This is a genomic window from Winogradskyella schleiferi (assembly GCF_013394655.1).
Taxonomy (GTDB): Bacteria; Bacteroidota; Bacteroidia; order Flavobacteriales; family Flavobacteriaceae; genus Winogradskyella; species Winogradskyella schleiferi.
On sequence record NZ_CP053351.1, the window covers coordinates 2885490 to 2898680 of the forward strand.

Genomic DNA, 13191 nt, shown 5'->3' on the forward strand with positions numbered 1-13191 from the left:
GGATTAATTTTCTATTCAATAAAACTACTACATGTTCAACAGTAGGATGTTAGCTGTAGATTAATATATTGTAAAAGAAAAAACACCTTTAATAAGGTGCTTTTTTTTATGCCTATAATAAATCTAAATTTTTATGTGTGGTGTTAAGTTATTGAATAAGGCCAGGAATGAGCAAAATGAAGCACAATAGTTTATGCATGATTTCGTTGCATGTTCTAGCACCGTATTTAGGAAATACAAACCGCATAGAAATTCTGTTAGGATTTATAAAAGTAGTTGAGAACAACAATTACTAATAGCCAATGTTAACTGCTGACTTTTATGTTTAATGATGACGTTTCTGTTTATGTTGTTTCAATAAATCTTTTCCGTAATCATTTCCGTTTGGTGTTCTAACAACTGTATGAATATGATTTTTTGATGGTTTTCCGTCATCTGCGTTCGGAACTCCAACTACTCTCTGATGGTCAAATTCAATAAGTACAACTGGACTGTGAATTCGATAGTAAAATACAGCATCCTCATTAGTTTCTCCGACCCAAGAAAACCAAGTATTATCTATATGTGCGGAAATCTCCTCCATTTTAACTTTATCGTGTCCTTGTCGGATATGGCTTATATATAAATAAATCAAGTCTAATAATTTTTGTCTTTGTTCAATAGAAAACATTGAGACCTTAATCCCTTGATAATTGAGAGTTAAATTATCCTTGTTAGCTTCAGCCACATTGTTATTGCCCGTTTTTACATTTGAAACTGTAGCCTCTTCCTGTTGCTCTTGCGTTAGAGATTGCATTAAGGCTAACCCAAAATTCTGTTCGTCTTGAAACAGGGTATTTCCTTTATATTTTCCAGAAGTCGTAATTATTGGTTCACCACCCATAAAAACTGGCGACATTACAACTTGATCTCCTAATATAAAGTAATTAATAACCAAATGATGTCCATCTAATTGCCAGCCCCAAGGTTCGATACTTGAAGGTTGCCCCATAATAGTAAAGAAATACAATTCTTCATCATAATCCGATGAACCATTGTTCAGTTCTTTAAGGGTTTGGTCCGTCTTCATAATGTCCTCACTCAATTGAAGCCCCTTGGCACTTAATGACTCTTGAATTAATTTAAAAGCATTTTTCTTTTGAGTCTCGGTCAATTCTTTGATACTAACTCCTCGTCGGTCATATATTCCATTGTCTACGTTACACCATTTCCTCCATTCCTTAGCATTTATGTCAAAAGTTGTACGTTGCCGTTGTGAAGGAGATAAGTCATTTAAAAAAATTTCAGCAGCTTTTTGAATTGGCAATGTTGAAACTCCAGTAGAACGGATTTGAAATAAATCTGTCGCATCTCGCTTTTCTGTAAAAATTCCAGCATAAGGTTCTTTTAGGGCATCAGCCTCCATTTTGGCAAAATGATCTTTTACAAGATTAACTTCCTCAACGGTGTCCGTTGCATTGGTATTTTCCATTTGCTCTGCTTTCTCTTTGCAACCAATACAACCGAGTAATAATATTAATATAATTATATGCTTCATAATGTTTTTTTTCAGCTTGCAGCTTACTGGTTATATAAAATCTTTTACCAGTCCTATCACTTCAGATAAATAAAATTCTTTTTCTAGGTTGTACTGGATATAACACAAAATGAATAGGACGCTTATAGGTAAAGTTACGCATATTTTCATAAACAATGAGATTGGTAGGTCACTGTAGCATTGTCTGTATCCTATGCTATAAGACATCCTAGACTAATAAAATCCTGATTTTTTCAAACTAAAAAAGCACCTACAAAACTGTAAATGCTTTTAAAATATATAAATTTTCTAAACGTTTTTATTAAGCAAGCAAAGGAGTATCTGTTTCTTTTTTTACCAATTGCAACATAGCAATAATAAAACTTTATTTTCTACCCATCATACATTACTTCACACTTCCAAAAACAAATCTTGAAGATCAGCAAAATTATCGACAACTATGGTCGGTTTGAAGTCCGCAATGTCTTGGTTATAGTTATAACCGTAACTTACGCCAATGCTTTCCATAGCCGCATTTTGAGCTGCTAGAATGTCATTTTTAGAGTCACCGACCATGATGCTTTTTTCAATCGTTGCATTCAGTTCTTTTGTTAAGTATAACAGCGGTGCTGCACTTGGTTTTTTCTCGGCTAATGAATCTTCACCTATCCAACATTTAAAATATTTTGTGATTTTTAAGGCCTCTAAAATAGGTAATATAAATCCATAAGGTTTGTTAGTACATATCGCCATTTTATAACCCGCTTTATCTAATTTGATCAAGGTGTCCAAAACACCAGGATACAAATACGTATCGATACATCTTATGTCTTTGTAAGCTGACAAATACATCTTAAAAGCCTCTTCTAGTAACCTACCAGACCGCTCTTGATTTGGCATCCTATACTCTAGAGACCTACGTACCAAGGGTTTTGCGCCATTTCCTATAAAAGGTGTTACCTGTTCAGTGGTTAAGGCTTGTAGGTTGTAATGCGCCAACATTTTATTTACTGCCAAAGTAAGATCTGGAATACTATTAATAAGCGTTCCATCAAAATCGAATATAATAAGTTCTTTTTCTTTAAAATTCACAATAGTACATTTAAGACAAAGGTGCAGAAGTTTTAAGAAAATAGTCTTTATGACAATCAAAATATTTATGAAAAGCTGAGTAATTGACTAAAAAAAGCACCTACAATACTGTAAGTGCTTTTTAAAATTTATCATTTTCAGAACATTAATTCTCATCTGGCAAATGGCTATAGTTAGAGCTATAGTTTAACATCTGCTGCGCAAAAGCGTTGGGTTGCGTGACGTTAATCGCTGTAATTTCACCTGCATCATTCATTTCAGGCACTAAAACAGGGTTCACAAAACCACTATAAGGTGGCGAAGGAAATTGTTCATTACGCGCCTTCACTTCCTTGTGTATGGCTTGATCTACTTTTACACCATAACCTTCAACCAAGTCTTCAACGGCTTTATAATCACCTTCAGACTTAATACGCTGTGTCTCTCTTAATAACTGACCGAAAAGCTCCTGCAACTTTTCATAATCATTGATATTGAAATAGGTTTTGCCGTCTTTGGTGACTTTTTCAATCACGTTATCTTCCTTGCCTTTTTCGTAAGCCCAAGCTGAAACCCATTGTCTGTTTCTCATGTGTGCTTCTTCAACATCGTCACCAACATCCAAACGGATCAATTGCGTCATCAATCCATTTCTGATATAACCATCGTAAGCTGCTTTTCCTACTTTTTTCCAATCGTCAACCAAGCCTAATTCCTGTAATTTCGGATTGTATAAATAATATAAACCTACTAAATCGGCGCGTCCTTCTTCTAAAGTGGAAGCATAGTTCTTTAAGGTTTCCTTAGTCTCACCAACACCAGGATTTAATTGTCCTGAGGCATGACCGATCACTTCGTGCAAGGCCGTGTGTAATTTGTCCGCTAGTTGTCCGTATTCTTCTTCGAGTAGGATTTCCTCTGCATCGTGTGCAAATTCTTTTAGTCGTCCAGTTCCACCTGCATTATTGTAGGCATTGATAATGTTTCCTAAAGACACTGATTTACTTCCTACGGCAGCTCTAATCCAGTTGGCATTTGGTAAATTCACACCAATTGGTGTGCTTGGCGAGGCATCACCAGCTTCACCTGCAACGTTCACGACTTTATAAGTCACACCGACCACATTCTTCTTTTTGTGCTCATCCATAAGCGGTGAACTATCTTCAAACCATTGTGCGTTTTCAGAAAGCACCGCCATTTTTTCAGACATGTCAAAATCATTGATCTGAACAATAGTTTCGTAAGAGCCTGTGTAACCCAATGGATCGTTATAAACTTCAATAAAACTGTTTATATAGTCAATATTACCTTCCGTTGCAGCCGTCCAAGCAACGTTATAATCGTCCCAAGTTTGCAGATCGCCTGTTTTGTAATAGTCTATGAGCAGTCCAAGTGCATCACCTTGTGCTTTATTTTCGGCAACAACTTGTGCTTTTTCCAACCACTTTACGATTTCATCAATGGCTTCACCATATAAGCCGCCTGATTTGTAAACGCGCTCTTTTAACTCACCGTTTTCTTTGACCAGTTTAGAATTTAAACCAAATGATAAGGGCTTTTCTGGATTAGGCGATGTTTTCTTTTTGTAGAAATTAGCTACATCTGCATTGGTCACATCTGGACCGTAAAAGTTCACTGCAGACTCCAAAACATTGTCAACCCCTTTGGCTTGATTTACTTTTTTCGCATCCTTATCGTTAAAAATGACATCGAACGCTTCGCCATCTAATTTGGTGTTCGTTGCTAAGAACAATTCGTTAAGATATTCTTTTGAGAATTCCGGTTTTAACTTAGCATTGGAATAATGATGATGAATACCATTACTGAACCAAACGCGTTTAAGATAGGTTTCGAAATTTTTCCAATCGTCCGTGGTTTTGTCGCCACTAAACTGTGTGTACACATTTTCTAGCGCACGTCTAATTTTTAAGTTATGTCTGTAATTCTGATCCCACATAATATCACGACCAGCCAAACCTGCTTGGGTTAAATAATACACTAATTTTTGTTCTTTCAAACTCAGATTGTCCCAACCAGGAATCTGATAGCGTAAGATTTTAATATCTGCAAATTCTTCAACATTATAGTTGAAATCAGCTTGCGCAGTTTCAACGGTTTCCGTTGGTTCTTGTTTTACATCGTTTTTACATGCCACAATGAACAAGGCAAAAAGACATATTTTAAATAATGATTTCAAATTCATTTGTTTAGTTTTTAGTTGTAGACAAATGTAATATATATATCACATATCATAAAATGATTATATTTGATATACTACAACTGATAAAACCAAAAAATGAAAATTCTAAAATATGTGTTATTGTTACTGCTAATTCTTGTGATTGGCGTTTCAATTTATATTGCAGTACAACCAAATTCGTTTGAAGTCACGCGAACCAAAACCATAAATGCACCGCAATCTGTGGTGTATAACAACGTGATTGATTTTAAGAACTGGGAAGCTTGGAGTCCTTGGATTGAAGCCAAACCAGAAACCGTAGTTACCTTAGGCGACAAAACAAAAGGTGTAGGCGGTTCTTATAAATGGAACGACGATGGCGAAATTGGACGTATGTCCACCACTGCTGCCAATCCAACGAGCTCAATTTCCCAAGATATGCAATTTGGTGATTTTCCAAAATCTGATGTGACCTGGAAATTTGAACCCAATGAAAATGGCACCACTGATGTCACTTGGTCCATTTCTGGTAAGGATTTGCCTTTTGGCTTTAAAATGTTTTCCGCATTTATGGGAGGCATGGAAGAGCAAATAGGTCCAGATTATGAAAGGGGATTAACCTTATTGGATAGTGTGGTTCAAGCTGAAATGAAAGTCTATAGCATCAATGTCCAAGGGGTCACTCAGCATAGTGGCGGTTATTACATCTACAATACCACCTCTAGTAAGTTTAGTGATTTTGAACAAAATATGACAACCATGTTACCCAAAGTTGGTGCCTATGCTATGACGCATAATATTACCATGGCTGGACCACCTTTTATCTTGTACCATAAATGGGATGAAGAGAATGATGCGGTTATTTTTTCGTGTTGCGTACCGACAAACTCTAAAGTGGTTACTGACGATGCCGATATCTTAACAGGAAAACTGGAATCTTTCAAAACTGTAAAAACCGTTTTAAAAGGTAACTATTCCAATCTGAAAGAAGCTTGGGAAACCACTATGACTTATATTGCTGATAATAATTTAGAAATGGTTGAAGGTGGCGCGATGCTCGAAACTTATATTACAGATCCAATGAGTGAGCCGAATCCCGCGAATTGGCTTACTGAAATTTATGTGGAGGTGGAATGAGTTGGAAGTTTGAAGCTTGAAGTTTGAAGCTTGAATTTTGAAGTTGGAAGCTTGAAGTTGGAAGTTGGAAGTTTGGAGTTTGGAGTATGGAGTGTGGAGTGTGGAGTGTGGAGTGTGAAACTAAAAAATTGACGGAGGACGGAAGATGGATGACAGATGACGGATAACTACCTACTGCAGAATTCCAACTGAACACTGAAGACCCGCCCGAACGTGCCTTTTCGGTACGGGCAGGCTGAACACTGAGCACTGAACACTTAACACTGAATAAAAAAAAACTAAAATTTGAAACAATTAATACTAGTCTTCCTTGGTGGTGGTTTTGGAAGTGTACTACGTTTTATCATTGGGAAATGGCTCAATAATTCTGAAAACGGAATTCCTTATGGTACGTTTGCGGCTAATATTTTGGGGAGTTTATTAATAGGTCTTATTCTTGGTTTGGCGGCTAAAAACGAAACGCTTTCCCAAAGTCAGACTTTACTTTTAGCGACTGGTTTTTGTGGTGGGCTTACGACCTTTTCTACTTTTGCGTATGAGAATCATGTGTTTTTGAAATCGGGTGACTTTATGAGTTTTGCCATTTATACGGTTGCTAGTTTTGTGATTGGGTTTTTGGCTGTTTTTTTGGGGATGTTTTTGGTAAAGTAAATTCCAAACTTTGAATGACAAATTTCAATTGGTTAACTAAAGTTGTTATACAAAGTTTCACAAAGAAAAAACTACGCGGAGATACGCAGAGATTACACAGAGATTCACAGAGAAGTTTGAGATATCAACGTATTATAACTCAATAACTTGTTTTCCTGACTGTGACTGCCAACTGAATACTGAATACTGAATACTGCAAAATGCCAACTAAAACTCTCACGCAATACCAAAAGCTTTCGGTAGCAAAGACGTAAAGAAACTACGCAGAGATACTCAGAGGTTTCACGGAGATTCACAGAGGCTTATAGAGTTTCGACTAAATAACTCAATAACATAATAACCTCTTTTCCTTAACTGTGACTGCCGACTGTAGACTGCCGACTGCCGACTGCCGACTGTGGACTGTGGACTGTGGACTGTGGACTGAAACTACCCTTTTTTATAAAACCCCTTCTCCTTAAGCCCTTCTACTTCTTTTAAAATTGAAATAAAAACGGTATCGTCAATGTCTTCAAGTGTTTTGTATCGTAATGATTTTACCACTTTTCGTTTTTCGGTAACTAAATAGGCGTCCCATTTTTTTGATAATTGTGCGGAATGCCAAAATCCTACATCCACGTAATCTTTACTTTGATGAATGTAACACATTGGTCGTTTATCTATGTAATAACAGGGCATTCGCCATTTGTATAATAAATCTGCGTCAGGTAAAGTATGTTCTATTAATACTTGCAAATGCAAATAAATCGATTTGTAAGGTTCAGGCTGTTTTAGAATATGTGCTTCGGCTGGATTCACAAAATTAAATTTAATACTAAAAGGTTCTCAAATTTAAAACTAATTATTAACCTAAAAAGACCTCAACGGTTAATAATAACGTTTGAGGTCTTCGGTTTGTTTAAGTAGATGTATATTTATGATTCAGATTGCTGCGTTCGCAGAAGTTTTATCCACATTTAGAATACCCACAACTTTTACACTTCAAACAACCTTCTTCAAAAATCAAACCTTCTGGATCATTGCAATTTGAACATTTTTTATCCAAAGCTTCTGTTCCTTCTGGCACAAAGCGTTTTAATGCTCTTGCCACACCGTTTTTCCAGGTATTGATGTGATCGTCATATAAGTTTAAATTCTGAACTAAATCCACCACATAAGGAATTGGCATCCCGTGACGCAACACTCCTGAAATTAATTTCGCATAGTTCCAAAATTCTTTATCAAAGGACCGCGACAAGCCTTCTATCGTAATTTTATAACCTTCACTATCGATATACTGAAAATCGTATCGCGACGACCCATCCTCATTTCTATTCTTTATTACCCAACCTTTTTCTACCCACTGTGGTAAATTAAAAGCATCTTTCATTTGACCTGTAAAGATTTCATAAGGTCGTCCGTCTACAAGACCAATAACGGCTAACCATTTTTCAGATTCATTATGGAATCGTACAATTTCTGCCTCAATTTTATCTGGTCGTTTGGCGATTAACGTTTCTGTAGACGTCACTGTTTCTTCCTTTGTTTTTTGATCGGTTGACACTAAAATGCCACTACGCGAACCATCCCTGTAAACGGTAATGCCTTTTAAACCCTTTTGCCAAGAATCAACATAAATATCTCCAACTAAATCAACAGTAACATCAGAAGCTAAGTTTATGGTAGAGCTAATGGAATGTGTGGTATATTTTTGAACTAAAGCTTGCATTTCAACGCGCTTTTTCCAATCTATTTCTGGTGCTGTTGCTCCGGCATAAGGACTTTCGGCTACCTCTGTTTTACCAGTAGTATTCATCCAAGTTTCATACTTTTTATGATAAACGGTAAATTCTTCAAAAGCATCACCTAAATCGTCAACAAAATCTACCTTAGAGTTGTCGTCATTGGTATTTACTTTTCTTCGTCTTACGTAAGATAGGAGAAATACAGGCTCAATTCCAGAGGATACTTGTGCCAACATACTCAACGAACCAGTTGGAGCAACCGTACTTATGGAAATATTTCTTCTTCCATGTTCCATCATTCTTTCATAAGTTTCAGGAAATTCGTCTGCCATCATTTGTACAAATTCTGAGGTATCTTCAATATTTCTATTAAACACTTCAAACTGACCTCTTGTGATGGCCATATCGATACTACTCTCAAACTCGGCTGTCATCTTTATTCTCATAATATCATTGACTACAGTCAAAGCATCGTCGGTATCGAACTTAATCCCTAAGGCAGCAACAGCATCAGCCAAAGCTGTAAATCCTAAACCTGTACGTCGTCCCTTTTTACCAGTTTCTGCCAATAGATTCCAGATCTCTTTTTCGGTTCTTTTAATAGCATCTGGTTCTGGGTCTGCATCGATTTTAGCCAAAATACGTTTCACGGCTTCTAGTTCTAAATCGACCAAATCATCCATAAGACGTTGGGTTTCGTAAACCACTTCATAGAATTTTTTAAAGTTGAATTTGGCTTTTTTAGTAAAAGGCGCATCCACAAAACTGAATAAATTAACGGCAATCAATCGGCAACTGTCACCACCTTGCATTGCAATTTCCGAACAAGGATTGGTAGAACTATTCTTAAACTCAGGATAAACAGAAGAGGTCGAATATTGATGCTGTCTATCCCAGAAAATCAAACCAGGTTCTGCAGAATTATGAGCACAGGTAATAATTTTATCCCATAAATCCCTAGCGTCAATTTCCTTAGTGTATTTAGGGGATTTACTTTCAATTGGCCATTGCAATGTAAATTGCGTATCGTTGACTATGGCTTCCATAAATTCGTCTGACAACCGAATTGAAATATTAGCGCCTGTAATCTTAGTTAAATCTTGTTTTACGGTAATAAAATCCTCAATATCTGGATGCTTTACATCCATTGTCAACATTAAGGCACCACGTCTTCCGTTTTGAGCAACTTCTCTTGTGGTGTTTGAAAAACGATTCATAAACGAAACCGCTCCTGTTGTAGAACCCGCTGCATTAGATACCAAAGCATCTTTTGGACGCAGTTCGGATAAGTCCACTCCTACGCCACAACGCCTTTTAAATAATTGTGCTAATTGCTCATCGGTATAACAAACACCGCCATACGAATCTATAACTGAAGGCACCACAATACAATTTGATAGCGACGCAATGACCTCATCGTTACCTAAACCAAACATGACGCTACCTTGCGGAATCACATATTTAAAATCTTTAAAAAGTTGGTAAATTTTAGATTCGTCTAATGCTGTTCTGTTTTTTCCGTAATCGGATAAATGTTCTGAAATGCTTTCGGTAAGTGCATACTTATTTTCAATTCGACCAAATTCTTTTGCCATTCTCAGATGCATATCATCTGGTGATTTTTCTAAATAATGACCATGTTTATCTTTTAAACAATACTTATTAATCCACGTGGTTGCGGCAAGTTCATCGTGGTGAAAGTAGTCTAGTGCTGTGTTTAAAACTTCATCGTAAGTAAATGATTTTGAAGACGAAAGCGTTTGGTTCATGATAGTGAAGATTTTGAAATATTAATAGAATAGATACAAAGCTAGCCAACACAAATCTCTAAAATATGACAATTGTCATACTTGTTAATAAGTCGGAAAGATTGTTAATTAATGAAAATAGCCCGATTTTCTTCGAGCTAATTTTGTGTTATTTTGAATTCATTAATGCTTTTGAAATAAGAAGAACACTTTGGTTCAGTATGAAAAGTTAGTTCGAAATTTTATTGTGAAACATAAAAAAAATATACGTTCAGGGTAATTAAAAAATACCTAAAATGCCTACCACAAGTAAAGCGATTCCGATAATCGCTTTAAAGGGCATGAGCTTCGCAGAGAGTTTTCTGAGGCTTGTTTCTAAAGCAGGCACTTTCCAGAAGACATGTGTTAAAAGTAAAATTCCGCCTAGAATACTTACGATGTTAAATAATAAACCATCCCAAAATTCTAGTATTGCCAAAATAATAAGTGCGAGTCCGATGATGGTATCAAAAGGCGTTAAAAATCCCGCAATTTTATTAAAAAAGTTATGCTCTCCATCCCACTTATCTAGGGTAGCAAGACCAAGTAAAATGCCTCCAGAAATATTGGCTATAGCTAAAAGTAATTCAATCATTGCTTTGTTTTTTTATTAGTTTATAGTCGGCAATCAGCAGTGTTCAGTGTTCACATCATGAACTAACGTGTTTTTAGAAATACCTTATACTGGATACTAGTTACATTTTACTTTACACCTCTTAGGCTTCACTTAGCACGTTCTACGACAAATTTTGTGTCATAAAAATAATCAAAACTTGAAAATAAATTTGCGTAAACCAAATAATTAATTTTACTTTGTATTTCAAAGTACTTTTAATTATGAGCGAAAAAGATTATCTAAAAGACATCAGTGAGATTAAAAATCTTATGAATAAATCGTCTCGATTTATTTCTTTGAGTGGATTGTCGGGAATCCTCGCAGGAATTTACGCTTTAATAGGCGCCGCAATTGCCTATTGGCTCGTTATTAATTTTAGTGATGGTACCTTGTACATTTTTTATGGTTGGGTATTTTGGACGGTTATGTTTGTACTGTTCATGGTCGCAGTTTTAAGTGCAGTTACTGGTATTATACTGACCACACGAAAGGCAAAAACAAATAATGAGAAAATATGGGATAGTTCCTCTAAACGATTACTTTATAATTTTCTAATTCCACTTGCAGTTGGCGGTGTCTATTGCCTGATCATTTTGAGCCAAGGCAGATACGGACAAACGGGAGGTTTAATGCTTATTTTTTACGGTTTAGCTTTAGTCAGTGCTTCAAAATATAGTATAGGCGACATTAAATATTTAGGTTTTATTCAAATAATATTAGGATTAATTGCGAGTTATTATCCAGGTTATGGCTTTTGGCTTTGGGTCATTGGCTTTGGAATTATGCACATTGTTTATGGCACTTGGATGCATTTTAAGTATGACGTTGAATGAGTTTTCAGTCGCAGTCTCAGTTAGCAGTTTATAAGATAAAAACAGCAAAGCAATTTTTACTTTGCAGCATAATGATTACGCTATTCTCTTCATGTAGCCAATATGAAGGAAAGTTTACGGTTTCTAATCAAAGTGATTTTGATATTGATTCGTTGACCATTTTACCAGATACTAAACAGCAATCAATTCGTTTAGAAAAGGGAGAAAAAATTAATTATTATTCATCGATGGGAGAAAAAATCCCTGAAGGTTCATATAGCATAAGTTTTAGAAATTCTAAAAATAAAGAAATGAGCTCAAAAAAATTTGGGTATTATTCAAGCGGGATGCAACTTGAAGATAAAATTAACATTATAATCTTAAATGACGATATTGAAATTGAATATGTATTTGACAAATATGATAATAAATGACGTCTATGAGTAAGCGGCAGTTGAGAAACCATGCAGTTATACATTTATAAAATTTTCTCACAAAGGCGCAAAGCGAACACTGAATACTGAACACTGAACACTGAACACTGAACACTGAAATTTGAGCATAATAACCAACATAAATAAACTTTTCGACCATAGAATAAGACTCGGCATCATGTCAGTCCTTATGGTAAATGAGTATGCCGATTTTAATATGCTGAAGGAATTGTTGGGCGCAACGGACGGAAATTTAGCAAGCCATACAAAAGCTTTGGAAAAAGCAGAGTACATTTTGGTCGAAAAACAATTTATTGGTCGGAAACCAAACACTAGATATAGCGTTACAAAACTCGGGAAAGCAGAGTTTAAAAAACATATTGAAGCACTGGAAAAATTAATCAATAAAACAGAATAGGAACAAAATGCCATCAGAACTATTTGTAAATAAAGATTCAATCGTCAGGGAGATCTGGGGAACAAGCGATACCATTCTTTTGGTTTTTGCTGGTGCTTCTGCAGAATTTGCTTTGAACAAGGCTGTGGATTGGCTTTATTTTACGGGTAAGTTACCGTCGGATCCATTGGGCAGATTGTTTTCAACCGTGAATTATGCAAAAGCCATTGTGTTTTCAGAAAAAGAAGCTGCCGTAAAAGCTATTGATCATATTACGGCAATTCACACTGCTGTTGAAAATAAACGAGGCACAAAAATTCCGGAATGGGCTTATAAGGATGTCTTGTTTATGTTGATCGATTATTCCATTCGTTCTTATGAAATCTTAGAGCGACCATTACATATACATGAAAAGCAAGAAGTACTCCATGTATTCGGCAATGTTGGTCAAAGGATGGGATTGAAAAACCTTCCCCTCTCCTATGCCGACTTTGAAACAACACGAAATGAGCATTTGAATCATAACTTGAAAAACGGACATTACACCAAGGATTTGTATAAGCAATACCGAAAACATTTAGGTATTTTTAGATATCGCCTATTATTGGAGTCGCAGATACTTTTATTACCAAATACCGTAAGGGAATTACTTAAGCTTAGAAAACAATCGTTACTAGCACCATTTATTCCTATATATAAAATTTGTCGAAGTTTGAAAATCGATTGGGTATTAAAAGATATGATTTTACCATCAGCCTATAAACAAGAAATCAAAAGATTGAATATAACATCATCATAAATTAACGCAACAATACGTCGACTACGCTCAGTACGTCGCATTTTTTTTAACCATTTACTTTGTATTTC

12 protein-coding genes are annotated in these 13191 nt (G+C 35.8%); 6 read left to right on the top strand and 6 right to left on the bottom strand.

The window, feature by feature from the left end; all coding sequences use genetic code 11:
* Window positions 1-325 precede the first annotated feature (325 nt).
* The 3 genes from HM990_RS12500 to HM990_RS12510 all read right to left on the bottom strand — a co-directional run bounded on the left by HM990_RS12500 (window position 326) and on the right by HM990_RS12510 (window position 4790).
* Window positions 326-1537 carry a DUF3500 domain-containing protein gene (locus HM990_RS12500; RefSeq protein ID WP_229719262.1) on the bottom strand — a complete coding sequence of 404 codons (1212 nt, stop codon included), beginning with the start codon at window positions 1535-1537 and terminating at the stop codon, window positions 326-328.
* A gap of 390 nt (window positions 1538-1927) precedes the next feature.
* On the bottom strand, window positions 1928-2608 hold the full coding sequence (locus tag HM990_RS12505) for a phosphoglycolate phosphatase (protein ID WP_178989264.1): 681 nt from the start codon (window positions 2606-2608) through the stop codon (window positions 1928-1930).
* Window positions 2609-2753: 145 nt separating this feature from the next.
* Window positions 2754-4790, bottom strand: a complete 2037-nt coding sequence (locus tag HM990_RS12510) for a dipeptidyl-peptidase 3 family protein (RefSeq protein WP_178989265.1) — start codon at window positions 4788-4790, stop codon at window positions 2754-2756.
* 93 nt (window positions 4791-4883) lie between these two features.
* Between HM990_RS12510 and HM990_RS12515 the strand changes: the two genes are divergently transcribed.
* A complete protein-coding gene (locus HM990_RS12515) occupies window positions 4884-5903 on the top strand; it encodes an SRPBCC family protein (protein ID WP_178989266.1) in 1020 nt (339 codons plus the stop codon).
* Window positions 5904-6188: 285 nt separating this feature from the next.
* Window positions 6189-6554 carry a fluoride efflux transporter CrcB gene (gene crcB / locus HM990_RS12520; protein ID WP_178989267.1) on the top strand — a complete coding sequence of 122 codons (366 nt, stop codon included), beginning with the start codon at window positions 6189-6191 and terminating at the stop codon, window positions 6552-6554.
* A 429-nt stretch (window positions 6555-6983) separates the two neighbouring features.
* On the opposite strand, the gene HM990_RS12525 is transcribed toward crcB, so the two are convergent.
* The 3 genes from HM990_RS12525 to HM990_RS12535 form a co-directional block, all read right to left on the bottom strand.
* Entirely contained in the window at window positions 6984-7352 is a 369-nt protein-coding gene (locus HM990_RS12525) for a DUF1801 domain-containing protein (RefSeq protein WP_178989268.1), read from the bottom strand.
* A gap of 148 nt (window positions 7353-7500) precedes the next feature.
* Window positions 7501-10047, bottom strand: coding sequence for an adenosylcobalamin-dependent ribonucleoside-diphosphate reductase (locus tag HM990_RS12530; RefSeq protein WP_178989269.1), 2547 nt, complete (start codon window positions 10045-10047; stop codon window positions 7501-7503).
* Window positions 10048-10306: 259 nt separating this feature from the next.
* The gene (locus HM990_RS12535; protein WP_178989270.1) at window positions 10307-10660 is read right to left on the bottom strand and encodes a hypothetical protein; all 354 of its coding nucleotides are present in this window, start codon (window positions 10658-10660) and stop codon (window positions 10307-10309) included.
* Between the two features lie 242 nt (window positions 10661-10902).
* Here HM990_RS12535 and HM990_RS12540 point away from each other — a divergent pair, with 242 nt between their 5' ends.
* From HM990_RS12540 to HM990_RS12555, 4 genes are all read left to right on the top strand, one after another.
* On the top strand, window positions 10903-11514 hold the full coding sequence (locus HM990_RS12540; protein WP_178989271.1) for a hypothetical protein: 612 nt from the start codon (window positions 10903-10905) through the stop codon (window positions 11512-11514).
* A complete protein-coding gene (locus HM990_RS12545; protein WP_229719263.1) occupies window positions 11511-11927 on the top strand; it encodes a hypothetical protein in 417 nt (138 codons plus the stop codon). The genes HM990_RS12540 and HM990_RS12545 overlap by 4 nt, the downstream gene beginning before the upstream one ends.
* A 121-nt stretch (window positions 11928-12048) precedes the next feature.
* Window positions 12049-12345 (top strand): winged helix-turn-helix domain-containing protein, encoded by a 297-nt coding sequence (locus HM990_RS12550; protein WP_178989273.1) that lies wholly within the window; start codon window positions 12049-12051, stop codon window positions 12343-12345.
* A 7-nt stretch (window positions 12346-12352) separates the two neighbouring features.
* Window positions 12353-13123: an oxygenase MpaB family protein gene (locus tag HM990_RS12555; protein ID WP_178989274.1), complete on the top strand. Its 771-nt coding sequence runs from the start codon at window positions 12353-12355 to the stop codon at window positions 13121-13123.
* Window positions 13124-13191 lie beyond the last annotated feature (68 nt).

Excerpts from the sequence above, each read along its gene's own strand:
- HM990_RS12500 (WP_229719262.1), bottom strand. The coding sequence starts at position 1,537 with ATGAAGCATATAATTATATTAATATTATTACTCGGTTGTATTGGTTGC.
- HM990_RS12530 (WP_178989269.1), bottom strand. The coding sequence starts at position 10,047 with ATGAACCAAACGCTTTCGTCTTCAAAATCATTTACTTACGATGAAGTT.
- HM990_RS12540 (WP_178989271.1), top strand. The coding sequence starts at position 10,903 with ATGAGCGAAAAAGATTATCTAAAAGACATCAGTGAGATTAAAAATCTT.
- HM990_RS12545 (WP_229719263.1), top strand. The coding sequence starts at position 11,511 with ATGAGTTTTCAGTCGCAGTCTCAGTTAGCAGTTTATAAGATAAAAACA.
- HM990_RS12510 (WP_178989265.1), bottom strand. The coding sequence starts at position 4,790 with ATGAATTTGAAATCATTATTTAAAATATGTCTTTTTGCCTTGTTCATT.
- HM990_RS12515 (WP_178989266.1), top strand. The coding sequence starts at position 4,884 with ATGAAAATTCTAAAATATGTGTTATTGTTACTGCTAATTCTTGTGATT.
- HM990_RS12555 (WP_178989274.1), top strand. The coding sequence starts at position 12,353 with ATGCCATCAGAACTATTTGTAAATAAAGATTCAATCGTCAGGGAGATC.
- HM990_RS12535 (WP_178989270.1), bottom strand. The coding sequence starts at position 10,660 with ATGATTGAATTACTTTTAGCTATAGCCAATATTTCTGGAGGCATTTTA.